The following is a 21,505-nucleotide window of genomic DNA, read 5'->3' on the forward strand; positions in this document are numbered from 1 at the left end:
GCCTCCAGTCCACCCCCAGGACCTTCAGGAGTAACGGGTGAACTACGTCCACGGCGATCTGCGCGACCAACTCGCGTTCGTGGGTTTCGACGTGGTCCAGGCCGGCCTCGTCGCCGGATCGGGCGGGAACCTCTCCGCCCGGATCCCCGACGAGGACGCGATCTGGATCACCGGCAGCGGTTCGTGGTTGGGCCGGCTGAGCCGGACCTCCTTCGCCGCCGTACGGGTCTGGGACGGCTCGCCCGCGTCGGTCGGCACTGTGCCGCCGCCGCTGATCGAGCCGACCAGCGAGCTCGCACTGCACCTGGCGTTGTATCGGGCTCGACCCGACGTCAACGCCGTGATCCACCTGCATCCGCAGACCGCACTCCTGCTCGATGCACTGGGTGAGCACATCCGGATCGTCACCACCGACCACGCGTATTACCTGCGCCGTGTGTCGACGGTGCCGTTCCGGCTGCCCGGCACGACCGAGTTGGCGGCCCTGACCGCCGCGATGGCCGCCGACGGCACCGACTGTCTCGTGCTGAGCCAGCACGGGTGTGTGGTGCTCGGCGACACGGTCGAACTGGCGCACAAGCGCGCCCGCAACCTCGAGGAAGCAGCGGAACTCACCTACCGGGCGCTCTCCGCCGGCCGTTTGGAGAACCTCCGCGACTGCCCCGAGGAGTTCCTGGACCGCCTGTACGGCACCACCGCCGTCACGGTCTGACAAACCCCGACCGGCCGCTCGACGCACCGCCCCCACGGCGCAGAGCGGTCCGGCCATCCCCACCGACGTGTGAAACAGCAGCGCCCGGCACGACCCTGTTTCAGGGCCGCGCCGGGCGCTGCTGTGCTGAGAGGGCCGGGCTTCGTGCAGCCGGTCGAGCTTGCGACCGTGCGGGGTCAAGGCGTATCTGGTGGATCATGTGGGGCTGCGGCGTGGCCCAGCCCGCGCCAGCCCGCCGCATGCGCGCCAACTAGGCCTCTTTGGCCACGCGCCTCAGTGGCGGCGGTGGGAGCGAGGGTTGCGGGGGTCGTCCTCGTCCTCGTGGCGGGCGGCCTCGACCAGGCCGGCGATGCTCGCGGCAGCTACGACGCCGATCGCGGCGGACGGCTCGGGCTCGGCGCCGGGGCCGGCCTTCTTCTTGTGGCGGCGCTCGCGGATGATCTCGATCAGGATGGGGAGCACCGAGATCAGGACGATCAGCGCCACGACCGGCAGGATGTAGCGGTCGATGTGGTCGCCGATCGCGTCGTAGATCTGCTGGGCCAGCAGGTGGCCGACGATGATGATGCCGTCGGTCCAGAGGATCGCGCCGACGATGTTCCACAGCAGGAACTTGCGGGCCGGCATGCCCAGCGTGCCCGCGACCGGGTTGAGGAACGTGCGCACGATCGGGATGAACCGAGCGAGCACCACGGCCTTGGCCGGGCCGAACTTCTCGAAGTAGTACTCGGCCTTCTCCACGTACTCGCGCTTGAAGAGCTTCGAGTCGGGCCGGTCGAACATCCGCTTGCCGTAGCGGGCGCCGAGGAAGTGACCGAGCTGAGCGCCGAGGATCGCGCAGATCGGGGCGCCGATCAGCAGCCCGACATACGACAGCTGGGTGCCCTCACCGAAGATCGAGTCGGCGACCGGGGAGGCCGCGACACCGGCGAGGAACAGCAGGGAGTCGCCGGGGAAGAAGAACCCGACGAGCAGACCGGTCTCGGCGAACATGATCGCCCAGACACCGACCAGGCCGAAGGTGTGCAGCAGATCCTTCGGATCCATGGGGTTGAAGGCGAGGGTGTCGCCGAGCGCGCGGATGTCCACGGTGAGCCAGGGTACCGCCAGAGTCCTACGCCTTTCGTGTCCAGTTCCTGTGCGGAAGGTATCCCGTCCGAGAAGAGCGCGGGCCCCGGCGGAAATCCGCATTCCGCCGCCCGTTCGTGCAGCTCACCGACCCGAACGGCTCTGGCCCCCACGAACCGACCAGCCCCGGTCGCCATGAAGAAAGCCGCCGCGAAACCGACCAGCCCGGGTCGCCATGAACAAAGCCGCCGCAAAACCGACCAGCCGCGACCGCCGTGAACGAGCCTGCCGGGAAACCGACCAGCCCCGGTGGCCGTGAACAAGGGCGCCGCGACGAGAGGCCGAGGTGCGGGCGCCGCGGAAGGAGACGGCACCCGCACCCTCTGGCGTCACAGCCGTGGGTCGACGGGCTCGGACTCGATGGCCAGGATCGCGAAGACCAGCTCGTGCCGCCGCCACAGCGGCGCCCCCTCGGCCAGCCGGTCGAGCGCGGCCAGACCCAGCCCGTGCTCCCGCAACGCCATGTTGCGCTTGCGCCCGAGGTTGCGCTTGCGCAGCCGCCCGAGCTGCTCCGGCCGGGTGTATTCCGGCCCGTAGATGATGCGCAGATACTCCCGCCCCCGGCATTTGACCCCGGGCTGGATCAAGCGCCCCTTGGCGTCGACCGCCTTGAGCCCGCCCCACGGCTTGACCACCATGCCCTCACCGCCGGTCGCCGTCAGCTCGAGCCACCACTCGGTCGCCGCCGCCTCGGCAGCGGGGTCACCCAGGTCGACGATCATGCGGCGGGTCGGTGTGAACAGCGACGGATCGGCCGCCACCAGCTTGTCGGCCAGCGCGAGATGCCACCCGTGGTCGCGGTCCGCATACGAGACCCCGGCTCCGGCGAGCACCGCGAACGGCGCCAGCGTGACCCCGGTCAGCCCGTCGGTCGGCTTCACGTACGCCCGGTAGGCCGCCGAGTAGCCGTCGATCTCGGCCGACCGCAGCGCCAGCCGGTCACGCAGCCCGGCCACGTCGAGCCCGCGCGTGGCGACCCGGTCGACGACGTCGAGGGCGGCCGGCAGTGCGGCCCGCCCGGCGGCGCCGACACCGGCGTAGCGCTCCCGGATCAGGCCCGCCGCCTTGGCCGACCAGGGGAGCAGCTCGGCGTCGAGGAGCAGCCAGTCGCTCTCCAGCTCGTCGAAGATCCCTCCGGCGGCGGCTCGCACCCGGGCCAGCAACTGCCCGTCGAGCTCGGCGCCGAAGAACGGCCGGCCCGTACGCGTCCAGATCGCATCGCCGGCGCCGGAGCGCGACACCCGGACCACCGCCCGCGAGCCCATGTGCTTCTCCTCGCACACGACCCGCTCGGCTCCGGCCTGACGCAGGTCGTCGAGCGCGGTCGCCGGGTGCTCGAGATAACCGTCGAGCACCGACGTCGAGCACGGCGCCATGGTCGGCGGCAACCACACCAGTTTCTCCGGGTCGAGCGCGAACCGGCTCATGACTTCGAGCGCCGCCGCCGCGTTCTCGGCGGCCACGGTCACCCGGCCGTACCCGTAGTCGAGGTGCCGCCGCCCGGTCACGTCGGCGATGTCGAGGCCGTCGTCCGGCCGCTCGGCCGGGGCCAGGGGGCGGACCGGCGCGTAATACTCCCGCTCGGCCGGCACCGTCACCAGCTCGCGTGACGGCCAGCGCAGGGCGGTCAGCGCACCACCGAAGACGCAACCCGTGTCGAGGCAGATCGTGTTGTTGATCCACTCCGGTTTCGTGGTCGGGGTGTGGCCGTAGACCACGGCGGCCGAGCCGCGGTAATCCCGCGCCCACGGGTAGCGGACCGGCAGACCGTACTCGTCGGTCTCGCCGGTCGTCTCGCCGTAGAGCGCGAAGCTGCGCACCCGGCCCGAGGCCCGCCCCTGATAGGCCTCCTTGAGACCGGCGTGCGCGACCACGAGCTTGCCCTCGTCGAGCACGTAGTGGCTGACCAGGCCCTCGATGAACGCCCGGGCCGCCTCGACGAACGCGGGCGGCTCGAGGGCGAGCTGGTCGAGCGTCTCGGGCAGCCCGTGAGTGAGCTGCACGTTGCGCCCGTTGAGCTTGCGGGCCAGTTTCTGCTCGTGGTTGCCGGGCACGCACAGCGCGTGCCCCGCGGCGACCATGCCCATCACCAGGCGCAGCACGCCCGGTGAGTCGGGACCGCGGTCGACCAGGTCGCCCACGAAGATCGCCTGCCGGCCGGCCGGGTGAACGGCGTCGACCGGTCGCGCGGACTCGTCGCGGATCAGCGTGTAGCCCAGCCGCTCGAGCAGCGTCTCGAGCTCGGCCCGGCAGCCGTGCACGTCGCCGATGATGTCGAACGGCCCGGTCAGCTCGCGCTTGTCGTTGAAGAGCTTGTCGTAACGGATCTCGGCCGCCGCGATCTCGTCGGGACCGCGCAGCACGTGCACCTTGCGGAAACCCTCGCGGCTCAGCGAGCCCAGGGTGCGCCGCAGGTCCCGGTGCATGCGGCTGAGGACCGGGCGGCCGAAGCCGCGGTCGGCCCGGGCCTCGGTGCGCTCCCAGGCCAGCGCCTCGGGCACGTCGAGGACGATCGCCACCGGCAGCACGTCGTGCTCCCGGGCGACCCGCACCAGCTCGGCCCGGCCGTGCGGCTGCAGGTTGGTCGCGTCGACCACGGTGAGCCGGCCGGCGGCGAGCCGCTTGCCCGCGACGAAATAGAGCGCCTCGAACGCGTCGGCCGAGGCGGACTGGTCGTTCTCGTCATCGGCGACCAGGCCGCGGAAGTAGTCGGAGGACAGCACCTGGGTCGGTGTGAAGTGGGCGCGGGCGAAGGTCGACTTGCCCGAGCCGGAGATGCCGACCAGCGCGACGAGCGCGAGCTCCGGAATGTCGATCATGCGGTCACCTCCGCGGGGACGAGAGTGAACAGCGCGAGCTGGGTCGGGGAGCCGGTGGCCTCGTCGACCTCGCCGACGGGACGCAGCGAGACCGCGTAGCCGTAGGTGCCGGCGACGTGCGACGCCCAGGCGGCGAACTCGGCCCGGCTCCACTCGAACCGGTGGTCGGAGTGCCGCAGGCCGGTCAGGCCGGGGTAGTTGACGTTGTATTCGGCATTCGGCGTGGTCACCACGACCAGGCCGGGGCGGGCATGGCCGAACACGCTCGCCTCGAGCGCGGGCAGCCGCGGCGGGTCGACGTGCTCGATGACCTCCATGAGCACGGCGGCGTCGTAGCCCCGCAGCCGGTCGTCGCGATAGGTCAGCGCGGACTGCCACAGCTTGAGCCGGTCTCGCTGCCGCTCGGGCATCCGGTCGAGGCGCAGCCGGCGGGCCGCGATCTCGAGCGCCCGGGCCGACACGTCGGTGCCGACGACCTCGGTGTAGCGCTTGTCTTTGAGCAGGGCGGTGAGCAGCGCGCCCCCGCCGCAGCCGAGATCGAGCACGCGGGTGGCGCCGGCCTCGGTCAGGGCGGCGAGCACGGCCTCGCGGCGCTGCTCGGCCAGCGACTGCCGGCGGACGACGGGGAGCTCCGCCTCCTCGTCGGCGGGCGGCTCGGCGGCCTCCTCGCCCTCGAGCATCTGCAGCGCGGTGGTGGTCAGGGTGCGCTTGTGCACCAGGTAACGCCGGGCGATCAGCACCTTTTCCGGGTGGGTGGCGAGCCAGCCCGCCCCGGAGCGCAGCAGTTTGTCGATCTCGTCGGGGGCGACCCAGTAATGCTTGGCGTCGTCGAGGACGGGGAGCAACACATACAGGTGGTTGAGGGCCGCGGAGAGGGGGAGCTCACCACTCAGCTCGAGATCGACGTAGTGACTGTCGCCACCGAGCGACGGCTCGAGCGGGATCGGGGTGGCCGTTACCGACCAGCCCAGCGGCTCGAACAGGCTGGTGGCCAGCTCGGTCGAGCCGCGCAGCACGGGCACCCGGATCTGCAGCGGGAGCGCGGTGGTGACCAGCTCTGGGCGATCCTTGGAGGCGCCGCGGAGCGCGCTGCGGAAGACCTTGGCCAGCGCGCCGGCCAGCAGACTGGAGGCCGCGTAGGGCCGATCGTTGACGAACTGACCGAGCGCGAACGCGTCATGCCGCCCGCGCAACCGCTGCGGGTCGACGTCGAGCAGCAACGCCGCCGTGCACCTCTGTTCGGTGGCCTCGGGATACAGCACGTAGGCCGTCCCGGTCGGCACGTCGAACCGGTGCACCCGGTCAGGGTGCTTGACCAGCAGATAACCGAGGTCGGTGGCCGGCCGGTGGGTGGTCGAAACGGTGAGAAGCACGCCCTAGATGATGGGCGCTCGCCGCGATCCCGGTCGACCTATTTGCCGACCTGTGGACGACGACGCCGGAACGGTCCCGGTGAGCCTGTGGACAACCCGGTCGACCGGCGGACGGCCAGCAGGAGTCCGACGGCGACCAGCGCGATCCCACCGAGCGCGGTCCACCCGGCGGCGGGTCCGGTGATCGGCAGCGCGGTGCATCGGGCGCCCGGGGAGGTGACCGTGAGCTGGGCGACGTTCTTGGTCCGGTGATCGGAGTCGTCGGACCACTGGTCGGGCACCTCGACCCGGCCGGGATCGCCGCAGTCGTCCGCGACCTCGACGCGGACCGGATAGGTCACCCGCCGGCCGGCCGCGAGGCTCCGGACGAGAGGGCAGTAGAGCACGCTGCCGTCGTCGGATTCGGAGAAACAGTCGTCGGCGTACTCCAGGGCCTCGACGTTGCCGGGCAGCGAGGCGACGACGGCCAGCTGGTTGTTGGGGAACAGCTCGGGGTGCAGGGTGCCCGGTCCGAAGTTGACCATGCCGGGCGAGAGGGTCAGCGAGGCGCCGACCGCCGCGCTGCGGCGAGCTCCGACCGCGACCAGGTGGGGCCATCCCCGGCCGCCGACCGTGAGGGTGAGACCCGACGAGTTGTTCTCCGGGCTCACATCGGTCTGCGGCTTCGCGACCGACCCGGAGGCCAGCGGCTCGAGGGTGAGCGCGGGGCCGGTGCCGGGGACGCCGTCGGTCTCCGGGAAGATCGCGTTCGCGTCGTCCCATTCCGCCCGGGTCAGCCAGTACTCGGTGATCTCCACCTCGCTGCCGGGAATGGCGTCGGCCGGCGAGCGCAGGGTGAGTGGCTTCGAGAAACCGTAGGAGTGGCCGGGTTCGAGCTCGGTGTCGAAGACGCAGATCACCGCGGTGCCGTAACGGCAATTGCGATGGGTCGACGAGCCGAGCAGGCGACGATCGGCGTCCAGGACAAAAACGGCGCCGTCGATCGTGGTGGAACCGGCGTTGCTGATCACCGGCCTGGCCGTGGCCGTTTTGCCCGGCGGGACTTCGACCTGGCGATCCGGGCCGGCCGCCAGATCGACGCCCTCGCCCACCCGGAACATCGACGTCCCGGTCCGCGTCTCGCCGTCCCCGATCCTCGCGGTGACGGTGACCTCGGCTTCGTCGCCGACCTGGGCGGCGTCGCGCGCGGAGACGGTCACCAGCCCGAGCGGCTCCAGCGACGTGGTGCCGAAGAACGTCGAGGTCCACGAGCAGACGATCTTCGCGCCGGTCGGACGGCAGGGCGGGGCCACCGGGGCCGAGGAGGAGCCGCCGTCCAGGTCCGGCAGGTCGAGCGGGCTCCGCAACGACGCCACCTCCGCCTCGGCGAACGCGGCCGCGGCGCCGAGGTCGACAGTCACCTGCAGGCGCTGCCCCGCGCCGGGGGTGATGTTGCTGGTGCGTACGGCGAGCAGGGTGATCTTGTCGGGGCCTCGCGGGGCCAGGGTGACCGATCCCAGGTGCGGTTCGGCGATCGCCGCGGTGGGCGCGGCTGAGGCGGGACGCATCGGCAGCAGGACGAGAAGCAGCGCGATCGCGAGCACCCGGGAGATCAAAGACATGATCGGAGCGTAAATCGCCCTCTATGTCCTATGAGCCGGTTTCGCTCGGACAGTTACGGGGTCATTTCCCAACGCCCGAGCGGCTACGGAATACTTGGCCGCTGGAGGACAGCGCGGTCCTGCCCTCTGTCTGACAACGCAAAGAGCAAGGAGCGCACCGATGCCCATCGCTTCTCCCGAGGTCTACGCCGAGATGCTGGACCGCGCCAAGGCCGGCGCGTTCGCCTACCCGGCGATCAACGTGACGTCCTCGCAGACGCTCAACGCGGCCCTGCAGGGTTTCGCCGAGGCCGGCAGCGACGGCATCGTCCAGATCTCCACCGGCGGTGCCGAGTACGCGTCCGGCCCCACCATCAAAAACATGATCACCGGTGCCGTGGCCCTCGCCGAGTACGCCACCGAGGTGGCGAAGAACTACCCGGTCAACATCGCACTGCACACCGACCACTGCCCCAAGAACAAGCTCGACGCGTACGTTCGCCCGCTGCTCGCGCTGAGCAAGGAGCGCGTGGCCAACGGCCGGGCGCCGCTGTTCCAGTCGCACATGTGGGACGGCTCGGCCGTGCCGGTCGACGAGAACCTGCAGATCGCCGAGGAGCTCCTGAAGGACGCCGCGGCCGCGCACATCATCCTCGAGATCGAGGTCGGCGTGGTCGGTGGCGAGGAGGACGGTGTCTCCGCCGCGATCGACGACAAGCTCTACTCGACGGTTGAGGACGGCCTGGCCACCGCGGCCGCCCTGGGCCTGGGCGAGAAGGGCCGCTACATGACGGCCCTGACCTTCGGCAACGTGCACGGCGTCTACAAGCCGGGCAACGTCAAGCTGCGCCCCGAGATCCTCAAGGAGATCCAGGAGGCGGTCGGCGCCAAGTACGGCAAGGAGAAGCCGTTCGACCTGGTCTTCCACGGCGGTTCCGGTTCGCTGCTGTCGGAGATCCACGGCGCTCTGGACTACGGCGTGGTCAAGATGAACATCGACACCGACACGCAGTACGCGTTCACCCGTCCGGTCGTCGACCACATGATGAAGAACTACGACGGCGTTCTGAAGATCGACGGCGAGGTCGGCAACAAGAAGGCCTACGACCCGCGCGCCTGGGGCAAGCTGGCCGAGAACGGCCTGGCGAAGCGCGTCGTCGAGGCGTGCGAGCACCTTCGCTCGGCCGGCACCACCCTCTCGAAGTAATCAGAAGTAGTCGAACGGTGACGGCCGGTCCCCGATGAGGGGGACCGGCCCGTCTCGTCTTGCACGGTTACTCAGCGGTATGTATACGATCGATCCTTCCCCTCGGGAGGAGGACCAAGATCTTGCTCGGCATCGAGGGGTATGAACCCGAGTGGCACTACGATGCCGAGGCGCTGGCGGCGGTCCACCGGACGAGGTTCGTGCGGCTCATCGGGCGGAAACTGCGATCGAGCTGGCTGATGTGGGACATCGCCGAGCGCGGCTGGTTCGCGGACGGCCCGGTGATCCTGGATTTCGGCCATACGCACGTCGAGATCACGCATCGTAAGTTCGACGAGTGCGCCATCACCTGGGATCAGATCGATCTCAACGTGCCGATCGACTGGTACGAGCACTTCGACTGGCGCGCCGACCCGCACGCGGCCCTGCGCCACGCCCGGGGCACGGTGCTGCGCGCGGTCAACATCATCGAGCTGGTCACCGTGGCCGAGTGGCGGCCCCGGGTGCTGCACGCGGTCGAGTTCCTCTTCGACGGGGCCCGGCTGGCCATCTTCAACGCGATGGACGAGAACGGCATCACCGACGTCCCCGAGGACGAGCTACCCGTGACCAACTGGCGGCGTGTGCACGTCGCCTGACGGCGAGGCGGCCAGCGCGGCCATCGCCTCGTCGATCGAGTCGGTGACCACCACCAGATCCGACTGGTCGCCGTGCGGGCTCTTGGCCAGCAGCGGCCGCAGCAGCTCCTCGACCGGCAGCTCACGCCAATGATCGACGCCCAGGAAGACGAACGCGCCGGACGGCCCGTCGGTCTGGTAGAAGGTCTTCGTCGCGGCCTGGAAGATCTCCTGCACGGTGCCGGCCCATCCCGGTGCGAAGACGATGCCACCCCGGGACAGCCGCAGGATCGAGTCCTCACGGACGGCGTTGGAGAAGTACTTGCCGATCTGCCCGGCGAACAGGTTGGCCGGCTCGTGGCCGTAGAGCCAGGTCGGCAGGGCGAGGCCACCGTGCAACAGGCGTCCGACCACGTCGGTCACCGGGGCCGCCGGCGCGGGATAGGCCGCGCGAACGGCCAGGGCCGCCGCCGTGTACGGATCGTGGTCGGCGAAGTGCGGCGCCGCGCCCAGCATGCCGATCGCCGCGTCGAGCTCGGTCGCCGGCCGGGCCGAGAAGTACGCGCCGAGGTTCGCCGCCTCCATCACGCCCGGCCCGCCACCGGTCACCACGAGCCGGCCGATCGAGGCCAGGCGCCACGACAGGGTCGCCGCCATCCGGTACGCCGCCGAGCCGCGCGGCGCCGCATGCCCGCCCATGATGCCCACCGCGCCGGCCCGGCCCCGCGCGTGCACCCAGGCGGCCAGCGCCTTGCCCAGCGCGTTGTCGATGCCCGCGTCGTGCAGTCGCTGGGCGATCGCCTCGCGGATGTCCGGGGCGGCTCCGCCGTGCGCCACGAAGTGGTCGTAGACCGTCGTGTCGTACATGCCCGCGAAGCCGTCGGCGGCGAAGCCGAACGACAGGTCCTCGGGGGTGTAGAGGGTGGACGGGTGGGTCGGGTAGGGCCGCGCGTCGAACGGCGGGATCAGGTGGGCCCCACGCCGGATCAGGTCGATCTCGACGTCGTCGCTCGCCAGCCGGCAGCCGACGAAGAGTGTGCCCTGCACGTCCACCTCACCCAGAGCGGGCGGGTCGAGGTCGAGACGCAGACCGAGAACGACCAGGCCGGCCAGCGACTTGGTGGCGAGGTGGAGATCGAGCTCCGTCCGAGTCTCGATCTCGGTGGCGGTCGCATCGAAAGGGATGGTTCCGCCGAGTACTGGCTGTAAAGGGTCGCCGGGCATGATCGTAGGGTAGCCACTGTGCGAAACGTCGCGGGATCACTCTTCGGGCTGGCTTACGGGGACGCGCTCGGCAAGCCGACCGAGTTCCAGGACTACGCCACCATCGTTGCCACCTACGGCCCGCAGGGCCCACGCCACCTGACCGGGAATCCGGCGCTGGTCACCGACGACACCCAGATGGCCCTCGCGGTCGGCGAGGCGATGCTGGCCGCCGAGGAGTTCACCCCCGAGACGCTGGAGCCGCTGCTGCGCCGGGCGTTCCTCGACTGGGTCGAGAGCCCCGACAACAACCGCGCTCCCGGCAACACCTGCCTGCAGGCGTGTGCGGCGCTGTACGCGGGTGGGCCCTGGCAACTGGCCACGGTGGCCGGGTCGAAGGGCTGCGGGGCCAACATGCGCGTCACCCCGGTCGGGCTGCACCCCGGTCTCGACGAGGACCAGCGCTCCGGTCTGGCTCAGCTGCAGGCCGGTCTCACCCACGGCCATCCGACCGGGTTGGCGGCGAGCGAACTGACCGCGTACGCGTGTGCCTGGTTGGCCGGTGGTCTGAAGCCCCGGGACTTGCTCGCGGCATTGCGCGAGCGGGCCGACAGCCAGCGAACCGTCTATCGGGAGGCCTGGCTGGGCGATCTCTGGAAGCGGTCGACCGCCACTACCGCCGAGGCGTTCATCGCGCGCGGCTGGGACGAGACCGCGGCTGCCCTCGACCGGGTCGGCGCCGCACTGGCCGCCGGGCGCTTCGACGGTGACCCGTGCCTGGCCACCGGGGCCGGTTGGATCGCCGAGGAGGCGCTGGCCACCGCCCTGTACTGCTATCTGATCTCCCCGGACGAGCCGGTGGCTGTGCTGGGCCGGGGTGCGGCGTCGTCCGGCGACTCCGACTCGATCGCCTGCCTGGCCGGCGCGTTCGCGGGCGCCGCGCTCGGCGTCGAGGCCTGGCCGGCGCCGTGGCGCGAGCAGATCGAATACGCCGGACGCCTCACCAGGCTCGCCGACGCCTGGGATTGAGGACCCCGAGGCCGGCGTGGGTGACCGGAAGCAGGGGATAACGGAGTCGGTCGGAATGCATCGGGACCGGCCCGGTTGAATGAGGTCATGCAGAACCTGCTTCCCGAGCCTCCCGCGACCTTGCTGCCCGCCGACGTCGAGGCCGACAAGGCTCTCGCCGAGGCCACCGCGACCGGCACCACCGACGCCCTCAAGTCCGTCGCCGCCGACCACCCGGCCTACAGCGGCGGCTGGGCCGCCCTCGCAGCCGGCGCCCTGGCCGGCAACGACCCGGTGACCGCCTACGCCTTCGCCCGCACCGGATATCACCGCGGCCTGGACGCGCTGCGCCGCAACGGCTGGAAGGGCCACGGCCCGGTGCCCTGGTCGCACGCGCCCAACCAGGGCTTCCTGCGCTGCCTGCACTCGCTCTCGCAGGCCGCGGCCGAGATCGGCGAGGCCGACGAGGCCGCCCGCTGCGCCCAGTTCCTCCGCGACAGCGACCCCGCCGCCGCCGACGCCCTGAGCTAGAGCCCCTCCGCTACGGCCGCCGCGATCTTGAGCCAGGCGTCTCTCGTACTGCTGGAGAGGTGGCCGTAGCGGATCGGCTCACCCGAGTCGATCAGCTTCTCGTACGGGGCGAGCAGCACCGCCCGGGTCCGGGCCGCGAAGTGCCGCTGGATGGCCGGCAGGTCGATGTCCTTGCGGGTCGGCGGCATCGACACCACACTCACCGCCTGGCGCACGAGGCGTTGCCGGCCGCTCTGCTCGAGGTGGTCGAGCATCCGCGCCGCGGTCTCGGCCGAGTCGTTACGGGCCGACATCGTGATCACCAGCTGGTCGGTCGCATCCATCGCCGCCTGCCAGTTCTGGGCCCGCACATTGTTGCCGGTGTCCACGAAGATCAGCTTGTAGAACCGGCTCACGATCTCGCGGATCTCGCCGAACGCGTCGGCCGTCAGCATCTCGCCCGCGGTGGCCGACTCGTCCGAGGCGAGCACGTCGAACATGCCCTCGCCCTGCGCCCGCACGTATTGCGACAGGTCACCGACCCGCCCGTGCGAGCCCCGGAACAGGTGCAGGTCGCGCATCATGTCGCGCACTGTGCGGGCGTGGAAGTCCTGCTGGGCCCGCATGCCGAGGGTGCCCTGAGTCTCGTTGTTGTCCCAGGCCAGCACGTAGCCGCCGCGTTTCTGCCCGAACGTCATGGCCAGCAGCAGCACGGCCACGGTCTTGCCGGCCCCGCCCTTGGGATTGACCACGGTGACCTGGCGCAGCCCGCCGAAATTGCGGCGGACCATCTCGACGTCCTGTTTGTACTCCTGCTCGCGCTTGCCCGGCGCCAGCTTGACCAGGCCCATCGTGCCCTTGCGGAGGATCGCCCGGGCACCCTGGGTGGCCACCGGGTCGGCCGGTTTGGCCATCCGGCGGCGGGCGAACTCCTCGGCCGTCGGCGTGCCGTCGGAGACCCACGGAAGATCCTGGAACGGGTCGGTCGAGGGCGGGGCGGGAGCCGGCGGCTGCGGGTGCGGCACGGCGGCCTGTGGCGGCATCGCCGGTGGCATCGCCGGCGGCGGAGGGTGCGGCACGGCCGCCTGCGGCGGCATCGCGCGCGGGTCCATGGTGGGCGGATAGGGCCCGGGTGGCTGTCGCGGTGCGGGCTGAGCTGGGGGATGCGGTTGCGGAGCGTGGGTCTGCGGCTGGGGGCCGGGCTGCGGAGGCGGTACGGCCGCGGCGCCGTGTGCGGGCGGTGCCGGAGCGGCCGGGCGGTAGATCGCGCTGTCGTCCGGCTGCCCGGGATCGGCCCGGCTCACCGGCGGCTGCGCGGGCGCGACCGGGACGGCGGCGGTGGCAGTGGCCCGCGGTGGTGCCGGGGCCGGTGGCTCGGCGGCCGGCGCGGGGCGCTGCGGCGGCTGTGACCAGGGCGAGTCGGGCGAACTGTGCACACCGGACTCTTCGCCGCCGGAGACGGGTGCGGCCGAGGCCGGCTCGTCCGGCACCGGCGCCTGCGGCTCGAGGTTGGGCCAGGCCTGCGTCGGCGGCGGACCCTGACGCGGGGGCACCGGGACGTGCGCGGGCGGCGGCACCGGCACGGTGACGGGAGGCGGCACCGGGATGCGCTCGCCGGGCCGATAGATCCCGGGAGCGCCGTTCGGCGGCGGTGGGGTCTGTGGCAGCTGGATGGGCGGGGGCGCCTCGTGCGGCACCGGTCGCCCGTGGACCGGCGCTTCCAGCTCCTCCGGGGCCCAGAACGGTTCGACATCCCGATCGGGTGGTGCTGGGTTGCCGGCCGCGCCCGGGACGTAGACGCGGTCAGCGCTTTCGTCCTCCACCGATGCCACTGATGCAACCCTCCCCGGATGCCGTGTCGTACCTGCGTCCTCCTTCAGCGTCGCACAGTAGGTCAGCTTGCGTACACCGCCCAGGCGCCGGCCTCGGTCCACCACGAGCGCTTGCGATTCATCGCCCCGCCGACCCCGTCGTCGAGGAACTGGATCTCGCCGTCGCGGGGCAGCACCGACACCGCGCGACCCCGCGCCCGGCGCACCTCGATGCGCACCTTGGAGCCGCGGAAGCGCTGCTTGACGATCGTCGGGACGGCCACCGCGACCTCGACCTGACCGTCCACCGCGTCGCCCTCGGCCAGCAGTCGCATGCCGGCGAACTCGGCGTAACCCGCGCTGTTGCCGATCGCGCAGGCCAGGATCGGGTCGTCGCCGTCGGACAGCACCGCGTCGTCGACCTCGACCCGGCCGCGCCACGGCACCGCGCGCCCGTCGTCGTCCATGCCACCGACCAGGGCACCGTCCACCGTGACCGATCCGCCGTCGTTGCGCAGCAGGTCGAGGCGCCGCACCGGGCCGTTCAGGACGGCCGCGGCCACCTGCTCCGGGGTGCGGGGTAGACCCAGCTGCGCGGCGAGGTCGGTGGTGTTGCCGGCGTCGAGCGGCAGGATGGCCAGCGGCGGCAGGTCCGGGACCGTACGACCGGTCGGCAGATCACCGGGTCGGCGGCTGGGCGGAGGAGCGTACCGCCGGACCAGCCGGCGCACGACGGCGCGCAACTGACCGTCGGTGGCCGAGGCCACCACCAGCCTGGTCTTGCTGTCGGCGTCCGGCCAGGCGAGGCCGTCGGGCCGGGCCGGGCCGTCGAGCCGGGCGAGGACCTCGTCGATCTCCTGGTCGGACGCCGCGGTGATGGTCTCGACCCGGGCCCCGGCCGCGGTGAGCGCGTCGGCGCACCGCAGCACCGGGACCCGCGGCGCACAGGCCGTGGCCGGCGTGCCGCAACCGCCGCACCCGGCACCGCAGGCGTCGCCGCCGGAATCCTGGCCCTCGGCCAGGCTGAGCAGCACGACGTCGTACATCTCAGGCCTCGCTCAGGACCGAGTGCCGCTCGATGACCTGGTCACGCGCCGGGCCGACACCGACCACCGAGATGCGCGCGCGGATGCGCTCCTCGACGAAGACGACGAAGTCCTGCGCCTCCTTGGGCAGGTCCTCGAACGAGCGGGCGCCGGAGATGTCCTGTTTCCAGCCCGGCATCGTCTCGAAGATCGGCAACGCGTGGTGGAAGTCGCTCTGGCTGATCGGCATCTCGTCGTGGCGGACGCCGTTGACCTCGTAGGCCACGCAGACGGGGATCTCGTCGAGGTCGTCGTAATTGTCCAGTTTGGTGAGGACGAAGTCGGTGACCCCGTTGATCCGCTGGGCGTACCGGGCCATCACCAGGTCGAGCCAGCCGATCCGGCGCGGGCGGCCGGTCGTGGTGCCGTACTCGTGCCCGACCTCCCGCAGGTGGTCGCCGAACTTGTCGTGGAGCTCGGTCGGGAACGGTCCCTCGCCGACGCGCGAGGTGAACGCCTTGAGCACCGCCACCACGCGGTCGATCCGGGTCGGCGGGATGCCGGAACCGGTGCACGCGCCCCCGGCCGTCGCGTTCGAGCTGGTCACGAACGGATAGGTGCCGTGGTCGACGTCGAGCAGGGTGGCTTGACCGGCCTCGCAGAGAACAACCTTGCCGGCGTCGATCGCGTCGGACAGCTCGAGCGCGGTGTCGCCGACGTAGGGCCGCAGGCGCTCCACGTAGGACAGCAGCTCGTCGACCACGTCGCCGGGCTTGACCGCCTGCCGGTTGTAGATCTTCGACAGCACCTGATTCTTGAAGGAGAGGGCCGCCTCGACCTTCTGCCGCAGGATCGATTCGTCGAAGAGGTCCTGCACCCGGACGCCGACCCGGTTCATCTTGTCGGCGTAGGTCGGCCCGATGCCCCGGCCGGTCGTGCCGATCCGGCGCGCGCCCAGATAGCGCTCGCTGACCTTGTCGAGCGTGCGGTTGTACGACGCGATCACGTGCGCGTTGGCGCTGATCCGCAACCGGGACGTGTCGATGCCGCGCGCCTCGAGACCGTCGATCTCCTGGAACAACACGGCCAGGTCGATCACCACGCCGTTGCCGATCACCGGGACCACGCCCGGCGTCAGGATGCCGCTCGGCAGCAGGTGAAGAGCGTATTTCTCGCCCTTGATCACCACTGTGTGACCGGCGTTGTTGCCGCCGTTGAACTTCACCACGTAGTCGAGCCGGTCGCCCAGCAGGTCAGTGGCCTTGCCCTTGCCCTCGTCGCCCCATTGGGCGCCGACCAACACGATCACCGGCACGTGCGTGAGCCTTCCGTCGAACAGTCGTACTCGGCAGAGGTCCGGGTACTGCCGAAGTTTACGCGACTGCCCTGCTGTGCGACGGGGGGAAGTGGCTCGCCGGTAGGATCGCCGGTCGTGCGCGTACTTGTGATCGGTTCCGGCGGGCGCGAACACGCCCTCGCCGTCGGCCTGGCCGCCGACCCCACCGTCGACTTTCTCGCCGCCGCTCCCGGCAACCCGGGCATCGCCCAGGTCGCCGAGCTGCACGAGGTGACGGCGACCGACCCGGCGGCGGTGGCGGCGCTGGCCGTCGAGCTGGCCGCCGACCTGGTCGTGGTCGGTCCCGAGGCGCCGCTGGTGGCCGGGGTGGCCGACGCCGTGCGGGCCAAGGGCATCGCCTGCTTCGGCCCGAGCGCGGCCGCCGCCCAGCTGGAGGGCTCGAAGGCGTTCGCCAAGGACGTGATGGCCGCGGCCGGCGTGCCGACCGCCCGGTCCTACGCGTGCACCACGCCGGACGAGGTGAGCCACGCGCTCGACGACCTCGGCGCACCCCACGTGGTCAAGAACGACGGTCTCGCCGCGGGCAAGGGCGTCGTGGTGACCGGCGACCGCTCCGCCGCCGAGCGGCACGCGGCCGACTGCGGCCGGGTCGTGATCGAGGAGTACCTGCCCGGTCCCGAGGTCTCGCTCTTCGTGGTCACCGACGGCACGGCGGCCGTGCCGCTGATGCCGGCGCAGGACTTCAAGCGGCTGGCCGACGGCGACGAGGGTCCCAACACGGGCGGCATGGGCGCGTACGCCCCGCTCGCCTGGGCGCCGGACGACCTGGTGCCCCGGGTGCTGGCCGAGACCGTCGAGCCGACGCTGGCCGAGATGCGCCGGCGGGGCACCCCGTTCGCCGGGCTGCTCTATGTCGGGCTGGCGCTCACCCCCGACGGCCCCAAGGTCATCGAGTTCAACGCGCGCTTCGGCGACCCGGAGACCCAGGTGGTGCTGGCCCTGCTGGAGACGCCGCTGGCCGGCCTGCTGAACGCCGCCGCCACCGGCACGCTGGCCGGCCTGCCGCCCCTGCGCTGGCGCGAGGGCTCGGCGATCACGGTCGTGGTGGCGAGCAAGAACTATCCCGGAACCCCGCGGACGGGTGACGTCATCGAGGGCGCCGAGGTGCCCGGGGTCATCCACGCCGGCACCGCCCGCCGCGACGACGGCGCACTGATCTCCGCCGGTGGCCGCGTGCTCAGCGTGACCGCGACCGGCCCCGACCTGGCCGCGGCCCGCGACGCGGCCTACGCCCTGGTCGCCGGCGTACGCCTCGACGGCGCCCAGTACCGCAAGGACATCGCGCTGGGCGCCGTCGAGGGACGCATCAAGCTTTAGACGCTCAGGCCTTCGGGATGTCGAAGAGCTTGGCCACGTTCGCGGCCAGGCCGAGGTCGCCCTTGGCCTTGATCTTGCCGGTCATGAACATCATCATCGGGTTGCCGTCGCCCGAGACGACCTTGAGGAACGTGACCGGGTCCATGGTCATGGCCAGCTTGGGCTCGCGGACCGGCTGGTTGGTGACCGTGCAGGCGCCGTTCTCGATCACCGTCTCGTAGGTGTCGCTCGCGCCGCCGGCACCACCGGTGATGATCCAGTGGATGACCGCCGTGGTGTTGCCGGCCTTCTCCGGGCGGAACAGGGTGGGCATCCGGTTGAAGACCTCGTCGAGGATCTTGGCGCGTGAGTCGCCGGCCATCACCTCGGCGATCTTCGAATCCGGCGTCGCCTTGACGAGCTGCGCGAACTCCTTCGGGCCGATGGAGGCGAGCGTGTCCGGGTTGAAATCAGTCATCGGTGGACCTTTCGGGATGTGCTCTCTACCTACTCGTCAGTAACTTTAGCGAGCATGCCGCTTCTTGGTGCAGTGTGCCACTCCCCAATAACCATTGGACAGTCGGCTCTCCGCTGCCTAGGCTTCCCAACATGTCTTTGGGAGATGGGGGCGGGCAGGCTGCCATGCGGGCCACGGCCCACCCCGTTCGGCTGCAGATCATGTCGTTGCTGACCGGTGCGCCGATGACCGCGGCCGAGGTCGCCCGCGAGCTCGGTCTCACCCACGCCAACGCGAGCTATCACCTGCGCACGCTCCGGTCAGCCGGGATGATCTTCGTCGCCGGCGAGGAGAAGATCCGGGGTGGCCTCGCCAAGCGTTATCGCTACGATGCCGCTCGCGACGCGGCGTCCGAGACCCCCGAGCAGAAACGGGCGTTGTTCGCGGCGCTCGGCAACGAGCTGGTCCGGCGTACGGCGTCGGGGAAGTTCGCCTCGAAGACCCTGCTCGGCGACGGTGAGTTCTGGGTCGATCCGGACAAGTGGCTCGACCTGCGTCACCGGTTCAAGGCCCTGGTCGCCGAGCTGCACGAGGCGGCCCAGCCGCCGCGCACCCCCGGCACCATCCACACCAGCACCACCGTCGCGATGTTCGAGATGGAGTCCCGTCATGAGTAGCGCCGCCCTCGCGCCGCTCCGCATCCCCGCCTTCCGGCTGCTCATCTCCGGTCGCACGATCAACGCGCTGGGCAACTCCTTCGCGCCGATCGCGCTCGCCTTCGCCGTCCTCGACCTGACCGGCTCGGCCACCGACCTGGGCCTCGTGGTCGGCGCCCGCACGCTGGTGAACGTTCTTTTCCTGCTCTTCGGCGGGGTGCTGGCCGACCGCCTGCCCAAAAATCTGCTGATGGTCGGGGCCAGCCTGGCCGCCTTCGTGACCCAGGCCGTCATCGCCGCCCTGGTGCTGACCGGCACGGCCACCATCCCGCTGCTGATCGTGATCTCGGCGCTCAACGGCATGGTCGGCGCGCTCGCCCTGCCCGCGACGTCGTCGATCCTGCCCCAGATCGTCCCGGCCGACATTCGTCAGCAGGCCAACGGGCTCAACCGGGTGTCGCTCAACACGGCCGCCGTGCTGGGCGCGCCGTTGGCCGGCGTGGTCGTCGCCGCGACCAACCCGGGCTGGGGCATCGCCGTCGACGCGGCCACCTTCCTGGTCAGCGGCGTGCTGTTCGCCTTCCTGCGGGTGCCCCCGCCGGTGCCGGCCGAGCCCGCCCCGGGTGTGACCGGCGACGAGCAGACCCCGGGAGAGGCGGCTGTCGAGCCGGCCCGGCCCAACATCTTCGCCGACCTGCGTACGGGATGGTCCGAGTTCCGCTCGCGCACCTGGCTCTGGGTTGTCGTGGCCGGTTTCTGCGTGCTCAACGCGGCCTGGAGCGGCTCGCTCTTCGTGCTGGGTCCGGTCGTGGCCGACGAGACGATCGGGCGCCGGGCCTGGGGCCTGGTGCTGGCGGCGGAGACCCTCGGCATGATCGTCGGCGCGCTGCTGGCGATGCGGCTGCGCATGCGGCGCATGCTGCTCTTCGGCGTCTTCAGCACGCTGTTCATGTCACTGCCGGTGCTGATCCTCGGTGTCTATCCGCACCTCTGGCTGCTCATCGGTGGCGCACTGGTGGCCGGGCTGATGGTCGAGCAGTTCGGCATCGCGTGGGAGACGACCATGCAGGAGCACATCCCGGCCGACAAGCTGGCCCGGGTGTATTCGTACGACATGGTCGGCTCTTTCGTCGCCATCCCGATCGGCGAGATGGCGGTGGGCCCGTTCTCGCACGTGGTGGGCGTGCGGTCGACCTTGATCGGCGCCACCGTGCTGATGACCCTCGCGGTGATCTTCATGCTGCTGAGCCGTGACGTGCGCACCTTGCCGCACAAGCTGCCGGAGCCGGACACCGGTGCCGTGAAAGAATCGGTGGCGTGACCATCCCGAACGTCCTTGCCGCTCGCTACGCCTCGACCGACCTCGTCGCCCTCTGGTCCCCGGAGGAAAAGATCCGCATGGAGCGCCGGCTCTGGCTGGCCGTCCTGCGGGCCCAGCGCGATCTCGGCGTGGCCGTTCCCGAGGGCGCCGTCGAGGCGTACGAGTCGGTGCTCGACCAGGTCGACCTGGGCTCCATCGCGGCCCGCGAGCGGGTGACCCGCCACGATGTGAAGGCCCGCATCGAGGAGTTCAGCGCGCTGGCCGGCTTCGAGCAGATCCACAAGGGAATGACCTCGCGCGACCTGACCGAGAACGTCGAGCAGCTCCAGATCAAGGCGTCGCTCGAGCTGGTCCGGTCACGGGTGATCGCCACGCTGGCCCGGCTCACCGAGCGCGCGGTGGAGTATTCCGAGCTCGTCATGACCGGCCGCTCGCACAACGTCGCGGCTCAGGCCACCACGCTGGGCAAGCGGTTCGCCTCGGCGGCTGAGGAGCTGCTGATCGCGTACGAGCGTCTCGACGACCTGATCGCCCGGTATCCCCTGCGCGGCATCAAGGGCCCGGTCGGCACCGCCGCCGACCAGCTCGACCTGCTCGACGGTGACTTCGACGCGCTCGGCGCCCTCGAGCAGCGGGTCGCCGGTCACCTGGGCTTCGAGCGGGTGCTCAGCAGCGTCGGCCAGGTCTACCCGCGCTCGCTCGACTTCGACGTGGTCTCGGCGCTGGCCCAGATCGTCGCCGGGCCGTCCTCGCTGGCCACCACGATCCGCCTGATGGTCGGTCAGGAGCTGGTCACCGAGGGCTTCAAGCCGGGCCAGGTCGGCTCGTCGGCGATGCCGCACAAGATGAACACGCGCTCGTCCGAGCGGGTCAACGGTCTGGCCGTGATCGTCCGCGGCTACCTGTCGATGGTCGGCGAGCTGGCCGGCGACCAGTGGAACGAGGGCGACGTCTCGTGTTCGGTCGTCCGCCGGGTCGCGCTGCCCGACGCCTTCTTCGCCACCGACGGCCTGTTCCAGACCTTCCTCACGGTGCTCGACGAGTTCGGTGCCTACCCGGCCGTGATCGCTCGCGAGCTCGACCGGTTCCTGCCCTTCCTGGCCACGACCAAGATCCTCGTCGGAGCGGTGCGCAAGGGCGTCGGCCGTGAGGTCGCGCACGAGGTGATCAAGGAGCACGCCGTCGGCGTCGCCCTGGCCATGCGGGAGAAGGGCGCCGTCGTCAACGATCTCTTCGACCGCCTCGCGGCCGACGGCCGGCTCGGGCTGACCCGCGGTGAGATCGACACCCTGGTCGCCGACCGGGCCGCCTTCGTCGGCGCCGCGCCCTCGCAGGTGCGGGCCGTGGCCGACCGGGTCGCGACCATCGTCGCGGCCCACCCGGACGCCGCGAAGTACTCGCCGGCGCCGATCCTGTAGCTCGCCG

18 protein-coding genes are annotated in these 21,505 nt (G+C 71.1%); 9 read left to right on the forward strand and 9 right to left on the reverse strand.

What is annotated here, in order from left to right:
- The first annotated feature begins 37 nt into the window (after window positions 1–37).
- On the forward strand, window positions 38–712 hold the full coding sequence (locus NAG42_RS20475; RefSeq protein ID WP_250032046.1) for a class II aldolase/adducin family protein: 675 nt from the start codon (window positions 38–40) through the stop codon (window positions 710–712).
- A 273-nt stretch (window positions 713–985) separates the two neighbouring features.
- On the opposite strand, the gene NAG42_RS20480 is transcribed toward NAG42_RS20475, so the two are convergent.
- From NAG42_RS20480 to NAG42_RS20495, 4 genes are all read right to left on the reverse strand, one after another.
- Window positions 986–1,801 carry a DedA family protein gene (locus tag NAG42_RS20480; protein ID WP_250032048.1) on the reverse strand — a complete coding sequence of 272 codons (816 nt, stop codon included), beginning with the start codon at window positions 1,799–1,801 and terminating at the stop codon, window positions 986–988.
- 368 nt (window positions 1,802–2,169) lie between these two features.
- On the reverse strand, window positions 2,170–4,659 hold the full coding sequence (locus tag NAG42_RS20485) for a polynucleotide kinase-phosphatase (protein WP_250032050.1): 2,490 nt from the start codon (window positions 4,657–4,659) through the stop codon (window positions 2,170–2,172).
- Entirely contained in the window at window positions 4,656–6,032 is a 1,377-nt protein-coding gene (locus NAG42_RS20490; protein ID WP_250032051.1) for a 3' terminal RNA ribose 2'-O-methyltransferase Hen1, read from the reverse strand. Before NAG42_RS20490 ends, NAG42_RS20485 begins: the two co-directional genes overlap by 4 nt.
- 38 nt (window positions 6,033–6,070) lie before the next feature.
- On the reverse strand, window positions 6,071–7,633 hold the full coding sequence (locus tag NAG42_RS20495; RefSeq protein ID WP_250032052.1) for a COG1361 family protein: 1,563 nt from the start codon (window positions 7,631–7,633) through the stop codon (window positions 6,071–6,073).
- A 160-nt stretch (window positions 7,634–7,793) separates the two neighbouring features.
- Between NAG42_RS20495 and fbaA the strand changes: the two genes are divergently transcribed.
- Both fbaA and NAG42_RS20505 read left to right on the forward strand, forming a co-directional pair.
- On the forward strand, window positions 7,794–8,819 hold the full coding sequence (gene fbaA / locus NAG42_RS20500) for a class II fructose-bisphosphate aldolase (protein ID WP_250032053.1): 1,026 nt from the start codon (window positions 7,794–7,796) through the stop codon (window positions 8,817–8,819).
- A 122-nt stretch (window positions 8,820–8,941) separates the two neighbouring features.
- Entirely contained in the window at window positions 8,942–9,457 is a 516-nt protein-coding gene (locus NAG42_RS20505; protein ID WP_250032054.1) for a hypothetical protein, read from the forward strand.
- On the opposite strand, the gene NAG42_RS20510 is transcribed toward NAG42_RS20505, so the two are convergent.
- Window positions 9,419–10,660 carry an LOG family protein gene (locus NAG42_RS20510; protein WP_250032055.1) on the reverse strand — a complete coding sequence of 414 codons (1,242 nt, stop codon included), beginning with the start codon at window positions 10,658–10,660 and terminating at the stop codon, window positions 9,419–9,421. The genes NAG42_RS20505 and NAG42_RS20510 overlap by 39 nt on opposite strands.
- An 18-nt stretch (window positions 10,661–10,678) precedes the next feature.
- Between NAG42_RS20510 and NAG42_RS20515 the strand changes: the two genes are divergently transcribed.
- The gene (locus tag NAG42_RS20515) at window positions 10,679–11,668 is read left to right on the forward strand and encodes an ADP-ribosylglycohydrolase family protein (protein ID WP_250032057.1); all 990 of its coding nucleotides are present in this window, start codon (window positions 10,679–10,681) and stop codon (window positions 11,666–11,668) included.
- Between the two features lie 87 nt (window positions 11,669–11,755).
- A complete protein-coding gene (locus NAG42_RS20520) occupies window positions 11,756–12,178 on the forward strand; it encodes a DUF3151 domain-containing protein (protein ID WP_250032059.1) in 423 nt (140 codons plus the stop codon).
- Here NAG42_RS20520 and NAG42_RS20525 read toward each other — a convergent pair.
- The 3 genes from NAG42_RS20525 to NAG42_RS20535 all read right to left on the reverse strand — a co-directional run bounded on the left by NAG42_RS20525 (window position 12,175) and on the right by NAG42_RS20535 (window position 16,308).
- On the reverse strand, window positions 12,175–13,980 hold the full coding sequence (locus NAG42_RS20525) for a MinD/ParA family ATP-binding protein (RefSeq protein ID WP_250032157.1): 1,806 nt from the start codon (window positions 13,978–13,980) through the stop codon (window positions 12,175–12,177). The genes NAG42_RS20520 and NAG42_RS20525 overlap by 4 nt on opposite strands.
- A gap of 71 nt (window positions 13,981–14,051) precedes the next feature.
- A complete protein-coding gene (locus NAG42_RS20530; protein ID WP_250032060.1) occupies window positions 14,052–15,014 on the reverse strand; it encodes a diacylglycerol kinase family protein in 963 nt (320 codons plus the stop codon).
- A 1-nt stretch (window position 15,015) separates the two neighbouring features.
- Complete coding sequence (locus NAG42_RS20535) at window positions 15,016–16,308, reverse strand: adenylosuccinate synthase (RefSeq protein ID WP_250032061.1); 1,293 nt, start codon at window positions 16,306–16,308, stop codon at window positions 15,016–15,018.
- Between the two features lie 117 nt (window positions 16,309–16,425).
- Between NAG42_RS20535 and purD the strand changes: the two genes are divergently transcribed.
- Entirely contained in the window at window positions 16,426–17,667 is a 1,242-nt protein-coding gene (purD, locus tag NAG42_RS20540) for a phosphoribosylamine--glycine ligase (protein ID WP_250032062.1), read from the forward strand.
- Between the two features lie 4 nt (window positions 17,668–17,671).
- On the opposite strand, the gene NAG42_RS20545 is transcribed toward purD, so the two are convergent.
- The gene (locus tag NAG42_RS20545) at window positions 17,672–18,124 is read right to left on the reverse strand and encodes an SCP2 sterol-binding domain-containing protein (RefSeq protein WP_250032063.1); all 453 of its coding nucleotides are present in this window, start codon (window positions 18,122–18,124) and stop codon (window positions 17,672–17,674) included.
- Window positions 18,125–18,255: 131 nt separating this feature from the next.
- Between NAG42_RS20545 and NAG42_RS20550 the strand changes: the two genes are divergently transcribed.
- Genes NAG42_RS20550 through purB form a run of 3 tightly spaced genes read left to right on the forward strand, consistent with a single transcriptional unit; the run spans window position 18,256 to window position 21,498 of the window.
- The gene (locus NAG42_RS20550) at window positions 18,256–18,780 is read left to right on the forward strand and encodes an ArsR/SmtB family transcription factor (protein WP_250032064.1); all 525 of its coding nucleotides are present in this window, start codon (window positions 18,256–18,258) and stop codon (window positions 18,778–18,780) included.
- The gene (locus NAG42_RS20555; RefSeq protein WP_250032065.1) at window positions 18,773–20,080 is read left to right on the forward strand and encodes an MFS transporter; all 1,308 of its coding nucleotides are present in this window, start codon (window positions 18,773–18,775) and stop codon (window positions 20,078–20,080) included. The genes NAG42_RS20550 and NAG42_RS20555 overlap by 8 nt, the downstream gene beginning before the upstream one ends.
- Window positions 20,077–21,498: an adenylosuccinate lyase gene (gene purB, locus NAG42_RS20560; protein WP_250032066.1), complete on the forward strand. Its 1,422-nt coding sequence runs from the start codon at window positions 20,077–20,079 to the stop codon at window positions 21,496–21,498. Before NAG42_RS20555 ends, purB begins: the two co-directional genes overlap by 4 nt.
- The last annotated feature ends 7 nt before the right edge of the window (window positions 21,499–21,505 follow it).

The sequence above is a fragment of the Paractinoplanes maris genome (assembly GCF_023544465.1).
Classification (GTDB): Bacteria; Actinomycetota; Actinomycetes; order Mycobacteriales; family Micromonosporaceae; genus Actinoplanes; species Actinoplanes maris.